Here is a 21,847-nt window from a genome sequence, read left to right as displayed (position 1 = left end):
CATTCTATCAAACAAGCTTTTGACCTCGAGTCACAAGATTTAGCCATTTTTCATGCAAAAACACCATTTTATTTCTATGAAATTTCTAAATGTTAAAATGTGTTATAAAGGGCGGGCACGCCCTAGATAAAACTCATCAGTAGAGGGAATGTTAGATGATGACAAATGTAAAAAGTAATGACAAAAGGACATAATACGTCATCGTTACATTTGTTAAACTGGCAGGATTTCTACGTTGCCATGGACTTGCAACAACAATAAGAGAGTGCTTATGTTTAAACTCATTTTTAAGCGTGTGTTAGAAGCCATTCCAACCATGCTCTTTTTGATTACCATTTCATTTTTTATGATGCGACTTGCCCCTGGTAGTCCTTTTACGGGCGAGCGTAATCTACCCCCTGCGGTACTTGCCAACATCGAGGCGAAATATCATTTAAATGACCCGATATGGCTTCAGTTTTTAAATTATCTAAAACAGCTTGCTCAAGGGGATTTTGGCCCATCTTTTAAGTACAAGGATTACACCATCAATGAACTGCTTGCCCAAGCCTTGCCTGTCTCGGTGGAGATTGGCTTGTATGCATTCATCATTGCGGTGGTGTTGGGGATTGGTCTTGGGGTTATCGCCGCCCTAAAACAAAACAGCTGGCTTGATTATGTGTTAATGACATTGGCGATGACGGGCGTGGTCATGCCAAGCTTTGTCAAAGCACCGCTACTTGTGCTGATTTTTGCGGTCATTTTAAAATGGTTTCCAGCAGGGGGCTGGAATGGTGGGGCATTCATGAATTTGGTGCTACCTGTGACAGCATTGGCGATAGGCTATGTGGCGAGTATCGCTCGTATCACAAGGGGGTCGATGATTGAAGTGATGAACAGCCCTTATATCCGCACCGCCAAGGCAAAAGGCTTGCCCTTGTCGCACATTGTCTTTAAACATGCCTTGCGTCCTGCCATGTTGCCCATCATCTCGTATTTAGGACCTGCTTTTGTGGGGATTGTCACAGGCTCTATCGTGATTGAGACGATTTTTGGTCTGCCCGGTATCGGTCAGCTGTTTGTGAACGGTGCGTTAAACCGTGATTATAGCCTTGTGCTGAGTTTGACGATTTTGGTGGGGGTATTGACAATCCTATTTAATGCCATTGTTGATATTTTGTATGCCGTGATTGACCCGAAAATTAAATACTAAAAGGAATGTGTATGTCTATGAATGCAAGCGAAACAGTGCAAGCCGTAGAGCCTGTGGTAAAAGGACGAAGTCTGTGGCAAGATGCATGGCGACGTTTTCGCCGTAACAAAGCCGCCATGGCAAGTGGTGTGATATTGCTTCTTATCACGGTATTTGTGATTGTTGCCCCCATGCTCTCGCCATTTGGCTATGCTGACACAGATTGGAGTAACATGGGTATCGCCCCATCTATGGAAACCAAGCACTATTTTGGTACGGATACCTTAGGGCGAGACTTGCTCGTGCGGACAGCTGTCGGTGGACAAATCTCACTCATGGTGGGGGTTGCTGGTGCGTTGGTGGCGGTATTGGTGGGGACGGTCTATGGTGCTGTCTCTGGCTTTTTGGGTGGTAAAGTGGACATGGTCATGATGCGATTTTTAGAAATCCTAAGTGCCTTTCCTTTTATGTTTTTTGTGATTTTATTGGTAACCCTGTTTGGGCGTAATATCATTTTGATTTTTGTGGCAATCGGTTTGGTATCATGGCTTGACGTGGCTCGTATCGTGCGTGGTCAGACATTAAGCCTAAAAAACAAGGAATTTATTGAAGCCGCTCGAGTCACAGGCGTGAATAACTGGCAAATCGTGACCCGTCATATCGTCCCAAATGTGCTCGGCGTGGTCGTGATTTATGCATCTCTTATCGTGCCGGGTATGATTTTGTTTGAGTCATTTTTGAGCTTTTTGGGGCTGGGCGTGCAAGAGCCGAGAACCAGTTGGGGGGCACTGCTCCAAGAAGGGGCTCAGACCATGCAAGTCGCTCCTTGGCAACTGCTTGTACCATCTACCTTTTTGGTGGTTACACTGTTTTGTTTTAACTTTATCGGCGATGGCTTGCGTGATGCCCTAGACCCAAAGGATAGATGATATGACATTATTACAAGTAAAAAATCTGGACGTATTTTTAAAAACCGATGAAGAGCTTGTCCATGCGGTCAAAGATTCATCATTTACCGTAGAAAAAGGACAGACGCTTGCCATCGTAGGCGAGTCAGGTTCGGGCAAATCGGTCACGTCAATGGCGATTATGCAACTGTTGCCAAAAAACATCACCAGTTTTGGTAAAGACTCATCGGTACTCTTTGATGGTAAAGAGCTACTTAGCTTGTCTGAGCGTGAGATGCGTGCCATTCGTGGTGATAAGATTGCCATGATTTTCCAAGAGCCCATGACTTCCCTAAACCCATTTGTCCCTATTGGCAAACAAGTGGCAGAAGCGGTCAGCATTCACAACCCGAGCGTGAGCAAATCCGAAGCGACCAAGCTGGCACTTGATACCTTACAAAAGGTCAAAATCCCCAATGCCGACAAAAAAATGACGGCATATCCGCATGAGTTCTCAGGCGGTCAGCTCCAACGCATCATGATTGCGATGGCGATTATCAATAAGCCCGACCTACTCATCGCTGATGAGCCGACGACGGCACTTGATGTGACCACGCAGGCGGAGATTTTGGATTTGATGCTAGAGTTACAGCGTGATTTGGGCATGGCGATTATTTTAATCTCCCATGATTTGCGACTGGTTAAAAAGTACAGCGACCAAGTGTGTGTCATGCAACATGGTGTGATTATCGAGCGTGGCACAACCCAAGACGTCTTTAATAACCCACAGCACCCTTATACAGTGGAGCTTTTGACCCCCATTCCTAATAATCACAAACCCATCCTTGATGAATCCGCTCCCAGACTCATCACAGCGGACGATGTCAAGGTGGACTATGTCGTCGCACGCAACTTTTTTGGTAAGCCGACCAAGACTTTTAATGCGGTCAAAGGTATTACGCTTGACCTAAAAGTGGGCGAGACGCTTGGTATTGTGGGCGAGTCAGGTTCGGGCAAATCCACGCTGGGGCGTGCCATCATGCAGATTGTGGCGTCCACGGGCGACATTCGTTTTAATGGCGAAAAAATCATTGACACAAAGAGCGACAAACGCCAAGCCCTACGCCGTGACATGCAAATCGTCTTTCAGGACCCTTTTAACTCACTCTCGCCCCGCTTGACCGTGCGTGAGATTATCGAAGAAGGCTTGACCGTGCATTTTCCACAGATGACCAAAGAAGAGCGTCGGCAAAAGGTGGTGAAGATTTTAAAAGAAGTCAATCTATCGCCTACTATGATAAACCGCTATCCGCATGAGTTCTCAGGCGGTCAGCGTCAGCGTATCGCCATCGCCCGAGCGATTATCTTAGAGCCGAAATTTGTCCTGCTTGATGAGCCGACTTCTGCTCTTGACCGCTCTACTCAAATCATGGTGGTCGAGCTTTTAAACGACCTACAAAAGAAATATGGACTAAGCTATATCTTTATCAGTCATGATTTGTCGGTGGTTAAAGCACTCTCTGACCGTGTGATTGTGATGAGTGGGGGCGAAGTGGTGGAGATGGGTACAGCAAGACAGATTTTTGAAGAGCCAAAACATAAGTACACCCAGCTGTTGGTGCAAGCGTCTAATTTGTCTTAATTTATTTTGCCCCATCCAACAAAAAACCAGTCAAGCGACTGGTTTTTTTATCGTGGTTTGGTGCAAAGTTTATCCGATAACCCCAAAAAACTGTAACAAAAACAGCCCTGTAAACCCTGTCAAAAACACAATCCCACAGATGGCATACACGTTCATCAAAGGCGAGAGTTTCTTGCCACGGCTTTTGATGAGTGAGTAGTTCAAATAGGCAAAAATCGGTGCGGTAACAAAGGCAGAAATCATGGCAAATTTGAGCAAAGTTGCCATCTGCCCCATAAAGAACGTGATAAGCCCAAAACCTGTGATGGTGGTGACGGTCGTCCAAAACAGCGTGGTTTTGCCTGATGACTTGTGTCCGCTGATGAGCGTAAAGCATTCGGCGTTGGCACGACCATAGCCATCCACGCAAGTGATGATGGTGCCAAACATGCACAAAAAGGCGATGAACGTCACCAAACCCCTTGCCCATTCGCCGATGGTGTTGGTGTACATGTCAATGAGCTGCCCGATGTAGGCACCGCCTTGCATGGCAATCTCTTGTCCTGTGCCATACTGGACAAACACCCCCAATGCCAAGAAAAATAACGCCAAGATGGTAGAAGTAAGATAGCCAACATTAAAGTCAAGCAAGCCTTGCTTGTGCGTGGGGTGGTCGTCACGGATTTTTTTGGCAGTCCATATTGATGAGATGACAGAGAATTCTAATGGTGTTGGCATCCAGCCCATCAAAGCGATGATAAAGGCAAGCCCTGCCATGTTAAAGGGCGAGACCGCCACAAAGTCAGGAGCAGGCGGGGAGGCTTTTGCCCCTGCGACCATCACTGCCAAGACGGTCGTTACGGTCAAAAGAATGATGATCCATTTGGTAACATTATCAAGCACTCGAAAATGCCCAAAGATAAGGAGTGCCCAAGAAGTAACCATGACCAAGCCTGATAAAGCAATGGTAGATAGTTCAAAGGGGAGCATGTAGCTTAAAATCACCGCCGTCAGCAGTGCCACTGCCCCCGTGCTAATCATGCCTGATAAGATGGATAGGATAAAAAATACCCAAAGATAAAATTTGGATTTTTTGGCGTAGCCTGTGATGAGACTGTCGCCTGTCTCATAAGCATAGTCGGTGGCAAAGCGAAAAAAGGGGTATTTAAAAAAGTTTGCCAATAAGATGATGATGGCAAGTTGCCAACCATACAACGCCCCTGCTTGTGTTGATGCGACCAAATGCGACCCACCAATGGCAGCAGATGCAATCAAGATGCCCGGTCCAAAGGCTCTCCAGTTAATGCGATTAGCCATAATTGCCCCAATAATAAAAATAAAGTTTTTTGATATTAGCATACTATAGCTTATTGTTTTATAATTTTTTATGATTAATAATTTATATTATGCAGAAATTATTATGTATAAAGCAGGTATTTTGTAAAAATGTTACCAACGGTCGGCATGCCCTTTATATTTGTGGTTTTGCCCTTATAATATGCCATTATTTTTTAAGAGAATATCGCAATGACTACTTTTGTCAGTTTTAATATCAACGGACTGCGTGCCAGACCCCACCAACTTGTTGCCGTGCGTGATACGCTTGGGGCGGATATTATCGGTTTGCAAGAAACCAAAGTTCATGATGAAGCCTTTCCCTTAAAAGACGTGGAGAGCCTTGGCTATCATGTGGAATTTTTTGGGCAAAAGTCGCATTATGGCGTGGCGATTTTGTCCAAATTTGAGCCGATTTTTGTACAAAAGGGCTTTCCCTTTGCCGATGTGGACGCCCAAAGACGGCTGATTCATGCCAGATTTGATGTCAATGGGCGTAAGATTGATGTCATCAATGGCTATTTTCCCCAAGGCGAAAATCGAGACCATGAGACCAAATTCCCCATGAAACGTGCCTTTTATGCCGACCTAAACCGCTACATTGACGAGCTAAAAGGGCAGGGGCGTGAGCTTGTCATCATGGGCGATATGAACATCTCGCCCCATGACAATGATGTGGGTATTGGCGAGCCAAATGCCAAACGCTGGCTAAAAAATGGTACCTGTTCATTTTTGCCCGAAGAGCGTGAATGGTATGATGAGCTGATGAGTCGTGATTTATATGACACTTACCGTAAGTTTAAGCCTGACAGTGCAGACGAGTTTAGCTGGTTTGATTACCGCTCAAAAGGCTTTGATGACACGCCAAAACGGGGGCTTAGAATTGACCATATTCTGTGTACGGACAAACTTATCCAAGACTGCGTGGGTGCAGGGATTAGCTATGACATTCGTGGGCTAGAAAAACCGTCCGACCATGCACCGATTTGGGCAAGGTTTGAGGTGTGATAACACGAGTATTATTATATACTCAATAGACTTTAAAATTACCACAAACGCAATGATGTTTTGGTGTAGGGGCGTGCTGTGCACGCCTACAAAAAGGGCAGTATTCAAATATCAAAAATTTGTGGTAACTTTAACACAAAAACTTATGATTCCCTTTTATTTTAAAAATTTATTTAACATAATCTTAATTATTTATCCCTATTTTACAAAAAAATTCCAAAATTTCATCATAAAAACCCATCACAAAAACACCTGTATAAGTCTGATTTTATGCTATAATGGCTAATTTTATACTTTTAAAAACATGAAAAACTTAAAACCCACAACCCTAATCCTTGCCCCACACATGGGCGATAATGCAGTGCTTGAAGTGGATGCACATTGGGCAAACTCAGACACGCTTGCCGTCATTTTGCACCCCAATCCCAAAGCAGGCGGGACAATGAATAATAAGGTTGTTACGACCCTATACCGCTTTTGTAAAGAAAATGGCATGGATACCGTGCGGTTTAATTATCGGGGCGTGGGGCGTTCAAGCGGTGAGATTGAGTATGGCAATGGCGAGTATTTGGACAGCCTATGCGTACTTGATTGGGCGCTGCAACAGACGAATGCCAAGACACTCTGGCTGGCGGGATTTTCTTTTGGGGGATTTATTGCGTGCCGTGTGGCGGATAAGGTGTTGGCGGATTACGATGTCAATCTGCAAAAACTCACGCTCGTCGCCCCGTCCATTGAAAAAAACGACCCAACAGGGCTAACCTTGCCGACCGATACGCTCATGATTTATGGCGACCAAGATGAATTTGTCCGCCCAAGCAGTATGGCGGATTTTGCCGATAAGTTTGGCATACGCAGTAAAGTGATGACAGGGGCGAGCCACTTTTTTCATGGGCAACTTAGTGAGTTAAAAGAATTGATTGAAAAATAAACCATGTCAAAATCACAAGACCCAAATAAAGTCAGTCTCGGCGAAGTGTTTGCTTTAATAACAAGCAATAAAGCATTATGTTGGGTGGTGGTTTTGATTACTGCTTTGATAATTGCCGTGCTTTGTGGGATTGCTTATCACAATCAGCAAAAAACCATAAAGAAACACGAGTTATTAAAAGACAATGGCGTGTTGATATTAGCCACGTCCTACCGTGAATATTGTGGAAAGAATGCCACAAGATTTTATCGTTTTGATGTGAATGGTAAAAGGTACATCAAATCTGTTGGAATGTCTTGTGGTAAACCTTTGGGCGATACTGTCGAAGTGTATTATTTAAAAGACAAACCGCACATCAATTTATTTAAAACACAGTTACAACGTGGTGCACCAAGCCATTGGCATTCGGTATTTATGATAATTGTGTGTACGTGTTCGTTGTTATTTTTGACCGTTTATAAAATCATACATTCTTATTTGGTTGCCGAAAAACATTCACAAAATGAGCTTAAATTAAGGAAAAATAATGACCAATTTATCCCCCCAAAAACGCTATGATGAAGCCCTAGCCACAGGCAATTTTAGCCATGATGACGTGCAAGCAAAGGCGGTTGCTTATCTTGACAAATTGCACCATGAAATCATGGCAAGCCAAAACACCAATCAAGGCTTTTTTGCCAGTCTGTTCAAATCCAAACCCACGCCTCCCAAAGGCTTGTATATGTGGGGCGGTGTCGGACGTGGCAAGACGTGGCTTATGGATATGTTTTATGACAGCTTGCCGATAGAGCGAAAAATGCGACTGCATTTTCATCATTTTATGAAGCGGGTGCAGTCCGAGCTTGTCAAATTGCAAGGGCGAGTCAATCCCTTACAAAAAGTGGCGGATATTATCCATGCTGAGGCGGTTGTTATTTGTTTTGATGAATTTTTTGTCTCCAATGTGTCGGATGCCATGATTTTGGGCGATTTGTTTAGTATGCTCTTTGAGCGTGGCATTACGCTTGTGGCAACCTCCAACATTGAGCCGTCTGGACTTTATAAAAATGGCATTCACAGAGACCGCTTTTTGCCTGCCATCGAGCAGGTTGAAAAGCACACAACCGTGATGAATATTGACGCAGGCGTGGATTATCGGCTAAGATTGTTAAAGCAAGCCAAACTCTACTCATCGCCCCTAACGGACGACACCAAAGACTGGCTGTCCGAGCGGTTTGACACGCTGGCAGGTGGTCAAAAAGTGCTGATCGACCCCATTGTCATCGGTGGGCGCAAGATTGATATCATCAAGCGTACCGAGACCATGCTGTTGGCGAGTTTTAGGGATTTGTGTATGCAGCCCCGTTCGGCGTCTGATTTTATTGAGGTTGCCAGTGATTTTGATACGGTAATGGTGGATAATGTCCCTGCCTTGACGGATACGTTTATGGACCCAACCAGACGATTTATTTATTTGGTGGACGAATTTTATGACCGCCGTGTCAAATTGCTTGTGCGTGCCGAGCAGTCCATTTTGGAGTTGTATCAAGGCGAAAAACTCGCCTTTGAGATTGAGCGGACACGTTCACGCCTCTTAGAAATGCAGTCCGAAGAGTATCTGTCGGAAGAGCATCGGGTGGAATAGGGGGTTTATAGCAAATTAACCCCAATTTGTACCAATGCTAAATTTTGAAAAATGCCTTGTAGGGGCGTACTTGGCGTACTTTCCACACCCGATGATTGGGTGAATTACATTTGTCTTGTATAAAAAACCTTGATTTTTGGGCAAAATAAATTATTCCTATATATTCATATTCCAAACCGATTAAAAGTAAAATCAAACGAGAACAACCATGAACGACCTAATCTCCCTTATCCATGCTCGCCGTAGCATTGGCAAACTCTCCCTACCCATGCCAAGCCATGATGAGCTAAACACCGCCTTTTTGTGTGCGATGACTGCCCCTGACCATAAGGTGTTACGCCCCTATCGGTTTGGCGTGATGACAGGCAAAGCCCTTGATGAATTTGGGCAGGTATTGCTCCAAGCAGGGCTTGCCAAAGCCGAAGCAGACGGCGAGAGCCTAGATGACACCGCACGCACCAAACTCATCAATATGCCAAAACGGGCTCCGATGATTATCACGGTGGCAACCGACTACAAACAGCACCCAAAAGTGCCAGAGTTTGAGCAACTTCTGTGCGTGGGGGCGGTGGTGCAAAACCTGCTGTTGGCACTACAAAGCATGGGCTATCGCACGGTATGGCGGACAGGCGATTTGTGTAATGAGCCTGCCGTCAAAGCCCATTTTGGGGTTAGCGATGACAATACCGTGTGCGGATTTGTTTATGTTGGGTCAAGCGATATTGCCATGCCTGAGCGTGAAGCGGTGGATTTGTCGGAATTTGTTTATTTTTATCAATAAATTATCAATCTCAACGATTTTGATTGTTTTTGAATGGTAGGGGTAATTTATTCGCCCTTGATAAAACAATGATAAAAAAATTGAAAAGTTAAAAAATTTTTAATTGAATGTTTTAACAATTTGGATCTGTAAAAATCCATGTAAAAGGATGACTCCATGAAATTGCCAAAAGATAACCCCAAAGTCAAAAAAATTGTCGATGTGGCAAGCCAAAGCATCAATCAAGGCTTAGAAGAAGCCCGACATCTTTTAGAAAAATCCGAAGCCGAAGGCGGAATTTTGGCAAACCTTGCCCATCTTGCCAAAAAACGCAAAAAAGAGCCAGACCTCGACACACTTGGCATTCATGTGGATAAGGACATGGATACACCCCTGCGTATCGTGGTACTCGGTGGGGGTAGTTTTGGGACGGCAATGGCAAATTTGTCCGCCAAAAATGGTTGTGAGACAACCCTGTGGGTGCGTGATAAAAAGACGGTCAAAGCCCTACAAAAAACCCGTATTAACAAAAAATACCTACCCAATCATGTACTAGATAGCCGTTTGGCATTTAGTCATGATTTGGCGGAGTCGGTTAAAAGCAAAGACATCATCTTTGTGGCGGTGCCAAGCTCGGCGGTGCGTGAGACTTTGCAAAATATCCGCTCATACATCACACATCAAGCGGTGGTGTCTTTGACCAAGGGTATAGAAAAAGGCATGTTTGCCCTGATGAGCGACATCATCAAGGACGAGTTGCCACAGGTCAATTTTGGGGTGATGAGTGGCCCGAACCTTGCTCTTGAAATCATGAATAACATGCCGTCCGCCAGCGTGATTGCTAGCCCGTCCGAACCACTCAGAGTGGCGGTACAGACGGCACTGCACAGTGCATTTTTTCGGGTGTTTGCCTCCGATGATGTCAAGGGCGTGGAGCTTGGCGGAGCCTTAAAAAACATCTATGCGGTGGCAATGGGTATGGCAAATGCCTATGGCGTGGGCGAGAACACCAAAGCCATGCTACTGACCCGCGCGTTGGCAGAGATGAGCCGATTTGGCGTGGCGGTGGGGGCAAACCCCTTGACGTTCTTAGGCTTATCAGGTGTGGGCGATTTGTATGCCACTTGCAACTCCACCCTAAGTCGCAATTATCAAATCGGTAATATGCTTGGCAAGGGCATCACGCTGGATAACGCCATTAAAAAATTGGGGCAAACCGCCGAAGGGGTCAATACCATCGCTCAGGTGGAAGAGCAAGCCAAAAAACTGGGTATTTATATGCCAATCACTCATGCCTTATATGCGGTGCTATATGAAAACAAATCGGCTCTGAGTGTGGCGGTAAACCTGATGGAAACAGGGTTTCGAAGTGATGTGGAATTTGTCATGCCCCATGATGAGAGCAATGAAAAGCTGTCAAAAGAGTTTGATAAAGTATTAAAAGCAAGTAAAGAGAATAAGCCCAAAGATGATGAAGCTATTGATGATAAAGATGATAAATAGGGTGTGATTGTCAAATTCGCTGTGTTCTTGCAAATGTACCTTTGAAAATTTTAACTAAATATGTAGGCGTGCCTACCATTGATAACATTTTTATAAAATAAGATGAAAATTTGATAATTTAATCAATTTTTGCATGAAAAATGGCTAAATCTTGTGGCTCGAAGTCAAAAGCTTGTTTGATAGAACGACTATCAAACTTCACTTTTTCCTTGAAAAACAGGCGATTTTTCGTGATTTTCATTGCAAATACCAATATTCAACACACCCCAAGGGCAAATTGCAATTTGCCCTATATTAAAAGAAGGATTTACCATGAAACTTATCTTTATCCGACACGGACAAGCAGCCGCCTATTGTGCTGATGATGCTGGGCGTGATTTGACCGAATTTGGACAAGCTCAGGCGAACCAGACTGCCACGCACCTAACCGAACGATATAGCCTTGACATGATTATCGCCAGTCCCTTTAATCGTGCCGACCAAACCGCCAAAATCTTGCAAAATACCGCAACTGACAAAGGACAAAATCCCACGTTCATCACGTTAGACAGTATTACCCCCGATGATGACCCTGTGGTAGGCGTGGCGGACATTGAGCGGATTATTACATCGCACTATGGGCATGAGCATGATAAAGTGATAGCTGTGGTATGTCATATGCCGATAGTCGCTCGTATGGTGGCGTATCTGGACGCAGACGGCTTGCCCCCGCCGATGTTTGACTTGGCAGAATATCGAGTCATGACAGCCGACATCATCGCCCAAGGTCTGGCACGTCAAAGTGAGAGATTCTCGCCTGTGCAACCTTGATGGACTGATAACATAACCGCTACCTATTTGGGTGGCGGTTTTTGATGATAAAAGGCGGTCAAAAGTCAATCATGAGTGATATTTAATCTTTTAACAGAATGTGTTATAATGTCAAAAGATGTATTTATCCATTTTGAGAGACCTATGTCATATAGCTTACTTCGCCCTTATCTATTTTCCATGCAACCTGAAAAAGCCCACGAATGGACGCTTGAAAATTTAGAGCGATTGAATACAGCACGCCTGCTTGGGTTTGCTTATCCACGCCAGTCAATGCCGACCAACTGCATGGGCATTAGCCTGATGAACCCTGTGGGATTGGCGGCAGGGCTTGATAAGAATGGCGAGTATATTGACGCCTTGGCTGAGCTTGGCTTTGGTTTTTTGGAGATTGGTACAGTCACGCCACAACCACAGGCGGGTAGTCCACGTCCGAGAATGTTCCGTTTGCCGGACAGTGGGGCGATTATCAACCGCATGGGCTTTAATAACGATGGCGTGGATAAGATGATTGCCAATATTGAGCGTGCCAAATACAAAGGCGTGCTTGGTATTAACATCGGCAAAAATGCGACCACGCCTGTTGAGAGTGCCTTGGATGACTATGTGTACTGCTTGGAGCGGGTTTATCCGTACGCCAGTTATATCACCATTAACATTTCTAGTCCCAACACCGCCAATTTGCGAAACCTGCAAGGAGCGTCTGAGCTGGCTCATCTGTTAGATGGTATTAAAACTTGCCATACAAAACTGGCAAACGAGCATGGCTACTATGTGCCACTTGCCCTAAAAATCGCCCCTGATTTGAACGAGAGCCAAATAGATGACATCGCTAAAAATCTCACCAACTTTGACATTGATGGGCTGATTGCCACGAATACCACGTTATCACGGGTGGGTGTCGAAGACCAAGAGCATGCCCATGAAGATGGTGGGTTGTCAGGTAGACCGCTTAGTCATCAAAGCACGTTGGTACTGACGGCATTTGCTGAGCGACTGTCGGGCAAGGTGGATTTGATTGGGGTGGGCGGTATTGACACGGGTGATTTGGCGGTGCGTAAACTGAGTGCAGGAGCGACCGCCGTACAGTTGTACTCAGGACTGGTTTATAAAGGTCCTTCGCTCGTGCAGGACTGCGTGCAAAGCATTGCCAACTACAAAGAGCGTGCCTTGGTTGTGGTGGATAAATCTGATGATTTGGATAAAGACGTGAATGATAGCAACTTGGACAAAAATACTTCGGGCGAGCCGAATAAAGCATGAGTATTCTTGATATTGGTATCGCCTTTATGGTGCTTGTTGGACTGTGGCGTGGTTTTCAAGCAGGGGCGATTAAGACAGCGATGTCACTGGTGGCGTGGTTTGTCGCACTCATTGTGGCGTCAGCGCTTGCCAAAGAGTTCTCGCCTTTGTTTGCAGGTGTGGTTGATAACGAAGTCTTACAGATTTCGCTGGCGTTTTTGGTGATTGTGCTGATTATTGTGAGTATCACGCACGTTATCTCGTGGCTGGCATTAAAAACCTTAAAATTTTTAAAATTGGGCTTTTTGGATAACATTTTGGGTGGTATCTTGGGGGCAGGTAAGGGCGTGTTAAAAGTGCTGATTATCCTAAGTATCGCATCCCCCTTGCTTATTAAACTACCCCAATGGCAAGAATCCATTCTCGCCCAAAACTTACTGCCCCTTGCCCCTGTGGCACAGGCGTTATTGACCGAAGTGCTTGGTGAAGCATGGAATCAAGTAGAAAATCCGTATCAATAGGGCGGATTTTTTAATATAAAAAATTTGTTAAAAATCTGTATCAGCATTAAATCTTTTTAACCTAATTGGCGTGTTGCCAAACTTTTGGAGTGAACAACTATGTGTGGTGTGATTGGTGTGTGTGCCCATGAGCCTGTGGGTCAGATGTTATATGATGGCTTGACCATGTTACAACATCGAGGGCAGGATGCGGCAGGGATAGTAACCCTAAAAGATGACCGCCTGTATCTGCGTAAAGACAATGGCATGGTGCGAGATGTGTTTTTAAATAAGCACATGGTGCGTTTGGTGGGGAATTTTGGTATCGGGCATGTTCGCTATCCGACCGCAGGCACATCAAGCACGGCAGAAGCTCAGCCTTTGTACGTTAATTCTCCCTATGGCATTGCCTTGGCACACAACGGCAACCTAACCAATGCCGAAACCCTTGCCAAAGAAGTCTATGAGCATGACCGCCGTCATTTGAACACCGATTCGGACTCGGAAGTGCTACTTAACATTTTTGCCCATGAACTACAAAAATTCACCAAAACCAAACTCGCCCCCGATGATATTTTTACCGCCTTGCAAGCTGTCTATGACCGCTGTCAAGGGGCGTATGGCGTGGTGGCGATGATAGCAGGACATGGCATGCTCGCATTTAGAGACCCTAACGGCATTCGCCCGCTCATCTATGGTCGCCGTCTGACCTCCGCTGGCGTGGAGTACATGGTGGCGTCTGAGTCGGTGGCACTGACTGCACTGGGCTTTGAAGTGGTGCGAGACATCAACCCTGGTGAAGCGATTTTTATTGATTTAAATTATAACCTGTATACCAAACAATGCACCGACAAAATCAAGCACACGCCTTGTATCTTTGAATATGTATATTTTGCCCGTCCTGACAGTATCATTGATAATATCTCGGTGCATAAGGCTCGCATGCGGATGGGCGAAAAGCTTGCCCAAAAAATCATCGCAGAATGGGGTGATGAGCATGGCATTGACGTGGTCATTCCCATTCCTGATACATCTCGCAACTCGGCACTAGAATGTGCCACTCATCTGGGCGTGAAATACCGTGAAGGCTTTAACAAAAACCGCTATATCGGGCGTACCTTTATCATGCCTGGGCAGTCCATGCGTAAAAAGAGTGTCCGCCAAAAGCTAAATGCCATTCCTTTGGAATTTAAAAACAAAAACGTCCTATTGGTGGATGATTCTATCGTGCGTGGGACGACCTGTCATGAGATTATTCAGATGGCACGAGATGCTGGGGCGAAAAACGTCTTTTTTGCATCCGTTGCCCCGCCTGTGATTTTTCCCAATGTCTATGGCATTGACATGCCAGTGCGGAGTGAGTTGATTTCATCGGGGCGTACGGTTGATGAAGTGCGTGAGATTATCGGGGCTGACCGCTTGATTTTCCAAGATTTGGATGATTTGGTGGAAGCGGTTAATAACACCAAATACAGTCGTGTTGATGGCTTTGACTGCTCGGTGTTTGACGGCTGTTATGTGGCGGGGCAGATTACCGAAGAGTACCTACAAGAGCTACAAGCCAAACGCAATGACGGTGCCAAAAAACAGCAAGTGGCAAATAACCCTGTGGACATTACAGGGATCATGGAATAAACCAATGGTTTGTAAAAACAGGTCTTAACGGATAAGACCTGTTTTTATTTATAGATAAATCACTAGTCCTTTATAAAAAGCTAAAAATTAAGCCTGCTAATTAGGGTGTGCCTGCCATTGGGCTGATGGAGTTATTATTGGCAAATCACATTCGCTCTGTGATAAAGTATGACTTTTGGGTGAATGGCAATTTGTCCCATACGTCCAAATTTTAAAAATATATCTTTATTAAAAAATACCAGATGTTAATTTTCAATATCTATTTGGCTATTAAAAATTTGATACAACTCATCTTTCTTTTTTGGGTCTGTATTTTATCTAATAAATCTTTTGATTTTTGAATATACGCCACATTTCCAGCATTTATCTCAGCCAGATAGTACAACAAAATTTCTTTGGTATTGTCTTTTTTGTTATAGTTATTTTTCTTAATTTCTTCTTCTGCTTTTCTGGCAATATGAGAAAAGCAATTTGTTATCTCGTCATTGTCGTAATTATTGATTTTCATAAGTTGGCATTTATAAATAAGTAACCAATGATCGGGGTTTTTCCTAAGAACTTCATCAATAAAATCTATTGCTTTATGAACATCTGTTAATGTATATATTTGCAATAATGCTTTGTACTTTTCATTCTCATCATTCATGCGATTTACTTCTGGCACCAAGTCCAACAACAGCCTTTTCGTTTTTTCGTTGTCATCAATGACGCCATTTATTGCGATGTCATTTATTTTTTGCATGACATAACGGTCGTATTCGTCTGTATTAGTAGCATTAATTTTTGAAGTGACATAATGTCCAGTTTTATCATAACCGCAAGATAACAATGAAGTCATTAATATTGCTATAATAAATTTCATTATATTTTCTCCGTATTTATATAAAAAGCCTAACCACTCATAGGAGTAACAGACCGCTTATTTTTTTGGTGAGCATTCTTTTAGTTTTTATATAGGTTTATTTGCGGTATTTATCTTGGGTATTATAAATAATGGGAGTATATCTACATCTTTCATTTTTTATAAAAAGCCAAAAATCAAGCCTACCAATCGATAGGCTTGATTTTAAAATCACAACTTACACGCCCCGCCTGCACAGCCGTCATCTAACTCGCCTTGGCTGTCATCTGCTCCGTCTCGGGTGTTGTGATAATATAGGGTTTTTACGCCCAGTTTATAAGCGGTAAGCAGGTCTTGAATCATGATTTTCATGGGGACTTTTCCGCCTTCAAACTTGCTGGGGTCATAGTTGGTGTTGGCAGAGATGGACTGGTCGATGAATTTTTGCATAATGCCAACGAGTTTTAGGTAGCCGTTATTGTCAGGCATTTGCCATAACAGCTCGTATTTATTTGCCAAATTCTCAATGTCAGGCACAACTTGTTTTAAAATGCCATCCTTTGACTGTTTGACCGACACCAAGCCCCGTGGCGGTTCGATACCGTTGGTGGCGTTGGCAATTTGGCTAGATGTCTCAGATGGCATGAGAGCCGATAAGGTGGAGTTACGCAGACCGTGCTGTTTGATGTTGGCACGCAGGGCCTCCCAGTCTAGGTGTAGTGGCTCATTGCAGATGTTATCCAAATCCGCCTTGTAGGTATCAATCGGCAAAATACCTTGGCTGTATGTCGTCTCGCCAAAGGCAGGGCAAGCCCCTTTTTCTTGGGCAAGTTTGTTCGACGCTTCTAGCAGATAATACTGGAACGCTTCAAAAGTGCGGTGGGTCAGTCCAATCGCCCCCATGTCTGAGTAGCGTGTGCCGTTTTTGGCAAGATAATAGGCGTAGTTAATCACACCCACACCGAGTGTACGACGGTTCATGCTACCATTTTTGGCGGCGATGACAGGATAGTCTTGATAGTCAAGCAAAGCGTCCAACGCACGCACAATCAGCTCGGCAGGCTCCCTCATCTCTTCTAGCTTGTCAATCTTGCCTAGATTGATGGCGGACAACGTACATAGGGCAATCTCGCCATGCTCATCATTGATGTTATCAAGCGGTTTGGTGGGTAGGGCGATTTCCATGCATAGGTTAGATTGGCGAACAGGGGCAACAGACGGGTCAAAGGGGCTGTGCGTGTTGCAGTGATCAACGTTTTGGACATAGATACGCCCCGTACTGGCACGCTCTTGGAGCATGAGACTAAACAGCTCACGGGCAGGGATTTTGCGTTTGCGAACGCTCTCGTCATTTTCATATAGGGTGTAGAGACGTTCAAATTCGGCTTGGTCAGCAAAAAATGCGTCATAAAGCCCTGCCACATCAGACGGGGAGAATAGGGTGATGTCTTCGTTTTTGATGAGTCGGGTGTAGAGTGTTTTGTTAATCTGTACGCCATAATCCATGTGACGGACACGGTTGTCCTCGACGCCACGATTGTTTTTTAGGACAAGCAGACTTTCCACTTCTAAATGCCAGAGCGGATAAAACAAAGTCGCTGCCCCGCCGCGCACGCCACCTTGTGAGCAGGACTTAACCGCCGCTTGGAACATTTTAAAAAAGGGAATGCAGCCTGTGTGCTGAGCTTCACCGCCACGAATGGGCGAGCCTAACGCACGAATCGCCCCTGCATTCACGCCAATACCCGCACGCTGTGAGACGTAGCGGACGATGGCGGATGTGGTGGCGTTGATGCTGTCTAGGTTGTCGCCACATTCGATGAGTACGCATGAGCTAAACTGACGGGTGGGGGTACGCACGCCTGACATGATGGGGGTAGGCAGTGAGATGTAGAAGTTGGATGTAGCGTCATAAAAACGCTTGATGTAGTCCAGTCGTACCGCTTTATCATAGCTGGCAAATAGGCACATGCCAACCAAAATGTACAAAAACTGGGGGCTTTCATAGACTTTTTTGGTGACACGGTCTTGGACGAGATATTTGCCCATCATCTGTTCAACCGCTGCATAGGCAAGGTTCATGTCACGTTCGTGGTCGATGTAGGCGTTTAGTTCATCAAATTCGGCACGGTCATAATCTGCCAAAATGTGCTTGTCGTATTTGCCTATTTCGGTCAAGCGAGCGACATGGTCATACAGATGTGGCGGTTCATAGTCGCCATAGGCAATCTTGCGTAGATGAAAAATGGCAAGACGAGCCGCCAGATATTGATAATCGGGCGTTTCGGCTGAGATTAAGTCCGCCGCCGCCTTGATGATGGTCTCATGAATGTCACGGGTAGCAATGCCGTCATAAAACTGAATGTGTGATTTTAGTTCCACTTGCGACACGGAGACGTTGTCTAATCCTTTGGCTGCCCATGTGATGACCTTGTGAATCTTATCAAGGTTGATGGGTTCAAAGGTGCCGTCTCTTTTTTTGACTTTGATTTGGTCGATGTGTGTCATAAAATCACCCGTTTTTGTTGTAAATTGTAAAAAATTACCAAATCTCAATGACTTAGCGATTTTTCTATTTAAAAATTAACCACTAGATGTAGTAATGCATTTCTAAGGTAGCACAATATAGCCTAAAAATTTTTAAAATACTAGCTTGTATTTTGTGCCAATCTGTGATTTTGTCATTTTAACCAAACTTGAAAAACGTACAGAAAAGACAGGATAAGGCTTTGAGGCTTGTCAAGAGATCGATAAAATTTTTTAAGAAAATTTTGTAAAGAAATTGGGCAAATTTTCATCAATTTGTCGGACAGACGATTATCAAATTTTTGATAAATTTTATAAAAATTATAAAAAACCAACCAGTCGGATTTTTTAAAATAAGGTAAAAATAGGTGTATAAATGGGTATGGATTTGTTTTTACTTGGACTATTTTTACTTGACTTTGGGATGAATTTGGCATTTAATGCAGTTTATTTGTACACATTGGCAATCATGAATGATGACCTAAAACAGCGAACGATGGCACTTGTCAAGGCATTGGTGCTATTTGGGCTAGCATATCCCCTAACCAATGACTATACGCACGCTTTGATGTCGCACACGCCAACAGCGGTGGGGTCGGTGGCAAGTCGCTATGATGTCGTGCCATTTGTGGCGTGGGCGATAGTGCCTTATGGTTTATCCTTTGTGTTGTTTGTGCTGAGTTTTTATGTGGTGTCGTCTGCCATGCTGTCTCGGCTGTTGCACCGTTTGGTGCTTGGGACGTTGGTGGCGTGCCTGTGCTTTTATGTTTATCCTTTGGTGTTTGCCTATGATAGACCTGTCATGTCGGAGCAGTGGCGGTGGGCGTATGAGCTGTTGTCGCTCGTGGATAAGCCTTATAATCAACTGCCATCCTTGCACGCCTGCTATGCACTGCTGTTTGGGGTGAATTTATGGCATGTGGTGCAAGGGCGGTGGCGTGGTCTGTATCGTGCAGGGCTAAGTCTTATCTGTGTAGCGATAGCAGGAGCAACGCTTTTTACGTGGCAACATCACGTGGCGGACGTGGTCGCAGGGCTTGGGCTTGCGGTGGTGGTATTGGTGGCGGAGCGATGGCTTCATGCCTTACCACACATCACGGGGCGAGCGATGATGAAGTTTATCACGCTTGGGGTGCTGTGGTTTTTGGGGTGGGCGGTCGTGCCTGTCTTGGTGGGTTATCAAGGTACGGCGTGGGCAATGATGGCAAAAATTATGGGCATGTATGGCTGTTTGGGTCTGTTCTCGGTGGCGTGGCTCTATGCCAAGCCGTCATGGATAACCAGTCTATTAGCCAAACAGACGGATAAACATCATGTTGGTGCATTTCGTTCCAGTGCGTACGGATTGGGTTTACCCATTATCATCATTTATAAGCTCATGTGGCGACTGGCGTGGGCGTGTCATTTTGTGTGTCATGACATTGGCAGGCGAGCGATTCACACCCAAGCGTTTACCATTATGGCAATCGGTCATCTGTCTGATGATGTGCTAGATGAGTTAAGCCAATACGCTGGGCGATATCGGCAGATACTGTGGGTAGATGTCTGTGCGGAGATGGCATCTGATTTTGCCCATGCTAGGCTACTGGCGGATAAGAGAACAGTGACAAAGTGGCAGTATGTTAATCTTGGCGTGATGGATTTGCAGTATTTTGATGACACCATTATGAACAATGTCAAGGCGTTATATGATGATATCAAGCAAGCAGACGAGCCTAACACACTCATTATCTGCCAATGTGCGATGGGACAATCTAGGAGTGTGGCGGTGATGATATGCCTGCTTGCCTTGCAACAGAGTATTTGTCCACATCGGCTGTCCGTGCAGGATAAAGAGATGATGGATTCTGTGCTGTCGTCCTATGGCAAGCACCGTGCGCGGGGGTTATTGGCATGAGTGAATATTTATTATTACTCTTGATGGCGGTTGTCTTGCTTATCATGTTGTTTATCAAATGCTTGGGCAAATATCAGGAGGTTTATCAAACAGTGCGGTCATGGTTTTGGCTGTTGGCAGTGCTGTGGCTTGCCTTTATACTTGGGCGGTATGGCGTGGCGACATTGGGCATGCTGATGAGTGCTATTGCCCTGTGGGAGCTGTGGCGAGTGATTAAGGTGTGGACATGGCGTGATGGACTATTTGTGGGTTATATCGGACTGTTTGGGCTGGCGTGGGTGTGGCTTGCCTTGACCGTCAAGCCTTTATCCGTGCTGTTGTTTGTCCTATTTGCGGTGCAGGTTTGTGATGTGTGCCAATATCTCATGGGGCGAGCCTTTGGTCATCGCCTGTTTGCTAGCAAACTTGCCCCCAACCTTAGCCCCAATAAGACCATTGAAGGAGCGGTGTTTGGCGTGCTGTTGATGATGGTACTAAGCCTACCCGTGGGGCGAGTTTTGACTGATTTTGGCATGGGTCAGTTGGTACTATTGGCGGTGTCGCTTGGGGCGTGCGGTATTGTTGGCGATTTGTTAGAATCTAGTGTCAAACGCCGTCATCAGGTCAAGGACATGGGGGTGTGGCTTGCAGGGCATGGCGGACTTTTGGACAGAATGGATAGCCTGCTTGTGAGCGTGCCACTATTTGCGGTCTTGATGGTGGTACTGTAATTGCATGACTTTGGCAAGTAAGGGACGAGGCAGGGCGGTCAGGAGCTTGGCAATGGCTTTCATGGGTTTGGGAAAGACGTGTAGGGCGATGTCGTTATGTATGGCGTAAATGATTTGATGGACGGCTTCTTGTTCGCTGATTAAAAATGGCTTGTCGGCTCGTCCGCCATGCAACTGCCTTAATGTCGCTGTGTCAACATAGCCACAAGCGATGGCGATGACTTGTATGCCAAATGGAGCAAGTGCCATGCGATAGGCGAGCGTGTCTTGTATCATCGCACGCTTGCAGTGAGCGTATAGGCTTGCCCCTTGAAAGTCAAATAGCCCTGCCACAGATGAGATGGCGACCAAACTTGTGGGCGTGGCGAGCGTGATGTGATGAATGGTTTGTTTTTCTTGAACTTGTTTTTTGTGAATAAGACGCTCACTTGCCCAAGCAAACACCGCTTGAAAGGCTTGCAAATTTAGCATGAGCATATCATGGCTTTCATCGGCACTAAGGGCTTGTTTGCGTTCGGGATAATATTTACCAATGCTATAAATCAGCTGAGAAAAAGGCGTATCTAGCCGTTTCAAGAGTTCATCCCGCTGAGTACGACAGCGGACATCACAGCAGATGGCGGTGATGTTGTCAAGCTCTAAGATGGCTTGTACTTTGTGGGGATTGCTACCAATGACCGTAACCAGATTGCCTTGATGGGCGTGCCATTTGGCAAGGGCAAGACCGATACCGCTCGTATCGCCAAAGATGATGATGGTTTGGGGGGTGTTCATTTATTTATGCCTTTTGATTTAATATAAGTAATTGATTTATAGAGTAAAATTTTAACTTTCTCTTAAAATAAT

The 21,847-nt window shown here is 45.1% G+C and carries 18 protein-coding genes and 1 pseudogene; 15 read left to right on the top strand and 4 right to left on the bottom strand.

The features are described 5' to 3' along the window. Positions 1–271 precede the first annotated feature (271 nt). The 3 genes from oppB to LP107_RS06800 are packed head-to-tail and all read left to right on the top strand — an operon-like array spanning position 272 to position 3,700. Entirely contained in the window at positions 272–1,192 is a 921-nt protein-coding gene (oppB, locus tag LP107_RS06810; RefSeq protein WP_078275003.1) for an oligopeptide ABC transporter permease OppB, read from the top strand. Between the two features lie 11 nt (positions 1,193–1,203). Further along, a complete protein-coding gene (gene oppC, locus LP107_RS06805) occupies positions 1,204–2,100 on the top strand; it encodes an oligopeptide ABC transporter permease OppC (protein WP_208624095.1) in 897 nt (298 codons plus the stop codon). 1 nt (position 2,101) lies between these two features. Then, positions 2,102–3,700 carry an ABC transporter ATP-binding protein gene (locus LP107_RS06800; RefSeq protein WP_264676312.1) on the top strand — a complete coding sequence of 533 codons (1,599 nt, stop codon included), beginning with the start codon at positions 2,102–2,104 and terminating at the stop codon, positions 3,698–3,700. 69 nt (positions 3,701–3,769) lie between these two features. Here the strand turns inward: LP107_RS06800 and LP107_RS06795 are convergent, their stop codons facing one another. Next, positions 3,770–4,996 (bottom strand): NRAMP family divalent metal transporter, encoded by a 1,227-nt coding sequence (locus tag LP107_RS06795; protein WP_078275017.1) that lies wholly within the window; start codon positions 4,994–4,996, stop codon positions 3,770–3,772. Positions 4,997–5,206: 210 nt separating this feature from the next. On the opposite strand from LP107_RS06795, the gene xthA reads away from it, so the two are divergent. The 10 genes and pseudogenes from xthA to purF all read left to right on the top strand — a co-directional run bounded on the left by xthA (position 5,207) and on the right by purF (position 15,027). After that, complete coding sequence (gene xthA / locus LP107_RS06790) at positions 5,207–6,022, top strand: exodeoxyribonuclease III (protein ID WP_078275000.1); 816 nt, start codon at positions 5,207–5,209, stop codon at positions 6,020–6,022. 304 nt (positions 6,023–6,326) lie between these two features. Further along, positions 6,327–6,953 carry an alpha/beta hydrolase gene (locus tag LP107_RS06785; RefSeq protein WP_245952324.1) on the top strand — a complete coding sequence of 209 codons (627 nt, stop codon included), beginning with the start codon at positions 6,327–6,329 and terminating at the stop codon, positions 6,951–6,953. A 3-nt stretch (positions 6,954–6,956) separates the two neighbouring features. After that, positions 6,957–7,511 carry a hypothetical protein gene (locus LP107_RS06780; protein ID WP_078274999.1) on the top strand — a complete coding sequence of 185 codons (555 nt, stop codon included), beginning with the start codon at positions 6,957–6,959 and terminating at the stop codon, positions 7,509–7,511. Beyond that, positions 7,480–8,577, top strand: coding sequence for a cell division protein ZapE (gene zapE / locus LP107_RS06775; protein WP_264676313.1), 1,098 nt, complete (start codon positions 7,480–7,482; stop codon positions 8,575–8,577). The genes LP107_RS06780 and zapE overlap by 32 nt, the downstream gene beginning before the upstream one ends. A 208-nt stretch (positions 8,578–8,785) precedes the next feature. Then, the gene (locus LP107_RS06770) at positions 8,786–9,358 is read left to right on the top strand and encodes a nitroreductase family protein (protein ID WP_078274997.1); all 573 of its coding nucleotides are present in this window, start codon (positions 8,786–8,788) and stop codon (positions 9,356–9,358) included. A gap of 156 nt (positions 9,359–9,514) precedes the next feature. Further along, positions 9,515–10,840: an NAD(P)H-dependent glycerol-3-phosphate dehydrogenase gene (locus LP107_RS06765; RefSeq protein WP_078274996.1), complete on the top strand. Its 1,326-nt coding sequence runs from the start codon at positions 9,515–9,517 to the stop codon at positions 10,838–10,840. A 312-nt stretch (positions 10,841–11,152) separates the two neighbouring features. Beyond that, on the top strand, positions 11,153–11,650 hold the full coding sequence (gene sixA / locus LP107_RS06760; RefSeq protein ID WP_078274995.1) for a phosphohistidine phosphatase SixA: 498 nt from the start codon (positions 11,153–11,155) through the stop codon (positions 11,648–11,650). A 144-nt stretch (positions 11,651–11,794) separates the two neighbouring features. After that, a pseudogene (locus LP107_RS06755) lies at positions 11,795–12,808 on the top strand (quinone-dependent dihydroorotate dehydrogenase); the annotation flags it as partial. Between the two features lie 101 nt (positions 12,809–12,909). Then, positions 12,910–13,413, top strand: a complete 504-nt coding sequence (locus tag LP107_RS06750) for a CvpA family protein (protein WP_029102893.1) — start codon at positions 12,910–12,912, stop codon at positions 13,411–13,413. Between the two features lie 99 nt (positions 13,414–13,512). Beyond that, complete coding sequence (purF, locus tag LP107_RS06745; RefSeq protein ID WP_078274994.1) at positions 13,513–15,027, top strand: amidophosphoribosyltransferase; 1,515 nt, start codon at positions 13,513–13,515, stop codon at positions 15,025–15,027. A 259-nt stretch (positions 15,028–15,286) separates the two neighbouring features. On the opposite strand, the gene LP107_RS06740 is transcribed toward purF, so the two are convergent. Both LP107_RS06740 and nrdA read right to left on the bottom strand, forming a co-directional pair. Continuing rightward, the gene (locus LP107_RS06740; protein WP_078275447.1) at positions 15,287–15,889 is read right to left on the bottom strand and encodes a hypothetical protein; all 603 of its coding nucleotides are present in this window, start codon (positions 15,887–15,889) and stop codon (positions 15,287–15,289) included. 210 nt (positions 15,890–16,099) lie between these two features. Continuing rightward, complete coding sequence (gene nrdA, locus LP107_RS06735; RefSeq protein ID WP_264676315.1) at positions 16,100–18,376, bottom strand: class 1a ribonucleoside-diphosphate reductase subunit alpha; 2,277 nt, start codon at positions 18,374–18,376, stop codon at positions 16,100–16,102. 400 nt (positions 18,377–18,776) lie between these two features. Here nrdA and LP107_RS06730 point away from each other — a divergent pair, with 400 nt between their 5' ends. Both LP107_RS06730 and LP107_RS06725 read left to right on the top strand, forming a co-directional pair. Then, the gene (locus LP107_RS06730; RefSeq protein WP_264676316.1) at positions 18,777–20,291 is read left to right on the top strand and encodes a phosphatase PAP2 family protein; all 1,515 of its coding nucleotides are present in this window, start codon (positions 18,777–18,779) and stop codon (positions 20,289–20,291) included. After that, positions 20,288–21,001, top strand: coding sequence for a phosphatidate cytidylyltransferase (locus LP107_RS06725; RefSeq protein ID WP_264676317.1), 714 nt, complete (start codon positions 20,288–20,290; stop codon positions 20,999–21,001). Before LP107_RS06730 ends, LP107_RS06725 begins: the two co-directional genes overlap by 4 nt. Here LP107_RS06725 and LP107_RS06720 read toward each other — a convergent pair. Next, on the bottom strand, positions 20,972–21,775 hold the full coding sequence (locus LP107_RS06720) for an SDR family NAD(P)-dependent oxidoreductase (RefSeq protein ID WP_078274778.1): 804 nt from the start codon (positions 21,773–21,775) through the stop codon (positions 20,972–20,974). The two genes, LP107_RS06725 and LP107_RS06720, sit on opposite strands and share 30 nt — an antisense overlap. Positions 21,776–21,847: the final 72 nt, after the last annotated feature.

It is taken from the genome of Moraxella bovis (assembly GCF_025985205.1).
Classification (GTDB): domain Bacteria; phylum Pseudomonadota; class Gammaproteobacteria; order Pseudomonadales; family Moraxellaceae; genus Moraxella; species Moraxella bovis.
This window is presented reverse-complemented; position numbering and strand designations above follow the sequence as displayed.

Excerpts from the sequence above, each read along its gene's own strand:
- LP107_RS06765 (WP_078274996.1), top strand. The coding sequence starts at position 9,515 with ATGAAATTGCCAAAAGATAACCCCAAAGTCAAAAAAATTGTCGATGTG.
- LP107_RS06740 (WP_078275447.1), bottom strand. The coding sequence starts at position 15,889 with ATGAAATTTATTATAGCAATATTAATGACTTCATTGTTATCTTGCGGT.
- oppB (WP_078275003.1), top strand. The coding sequence starts at position 272 with ATGTTTAAACTCATTTTTAAGCGTGTGTTAGAAGCCATTCCAACCATG.
- zapE (WP_264676313.1), top strand. The coding sequence starts at position 7,480 with ATGACCAATTTATCCCCCCAAAAACGCTATGATGAAGCCCTAGCCACA.
- LP107_RS06770 (WP_078274997.1), top strand. The coding sequence starts at position 8,786 with ATGAACGACCTAATCTCCCTTATCCATGCTCGCCGTAGCATTGGCAAA.
- sixA (WP_078274995.1), top strand. The coding sequence starts at position 11,153 with ATGAAACTTATCTTTATCCGACACGGACAAGCAGCCGCCTATTGTGCT.
- LP107_RS06780 (WP_078274999.1), top strand. The coding sequence starts at position 6,957 with ATGTCAAAATCACAAGACCCAAATAAAGTCAGTCTCGGCGAAGTGTTT.
- purF (WP_078274994.1), top strand. The coding sequence starts at position 13,513 with ATGTGTGGTGTGATTGGTGTGTGTGCCCATGAGCCTGTGGGTCAGATG.
- LP107_RS06725 (WP_264676317.1), top strand. The coding sequence starts at position 20,288 with ATGAGTGAATATTTATTATTACTCTTGATGGCGGTTGTCTTGCTTATC.
- LP107_RS06795 (WP_078275017.1), bottom strand. The coding sequence starts at position 4,996 with ATGGCTAATCGCATTAACTGGAGAGCCTTTGGACCGGGCATCTTGATT.
- oppC (WP_208624095.1), top strand. The coding sequence starts at position 1,204 with ATGTCTATGAATGCAAGCGAAACAGTGCAAGCCGTAGAGCCTGTGGTA.
- LP107_RS06730 (WP_264676316.1), top strand. The coding sequence starts at position 18,777 with ATGGATTTGTTTTTACTTGGACTATTTTTACTTGACTTTGGGATGAAT.
- LP107_RS06800 (WP_264676312.1), top strand. The coding sequence starts at position 2,102 with ATGACATTATTACAAGTAAAAAATCTGGACGTATTTTTAAAAACCGAT.
- xthA (WP_078275000.1), top strand. The coding sequence starts at position 5,207 with ATGACTACTTTTGTCAGTTTTAATATCAACGGACTGCGTGCCAGACCC.
- LP107_RS06785 (WP_245952324.1), top strand. The coding sequence starts at position 6,327 with ATGAAAAACTTAAAACCCACAACCCTAATCCTTGCCCCACACATGGGC.
- LP107_RS06750 (WP_029102893.1), top strand. The coding sequence starts at position 12,910 with ATGAGTATTCTTGATATTGGTATCGCCTTTATGGTGCTTGTTGGACTG.
- nrdA (WP_264676315.1), bottom strand. The coding sequence starts at position 18,376 with ATGACACACATCGACCAAATCAAAGTCAAAAAAAGAGACGGCACCTTT.
- LP107_RS06720 (WP_078274778.1), bottom strand. The coding sequence starts at position 21,775 with ATGAACACCCCCCAAACCATCATCATCTTTGGCGATACGAGCGGTATC.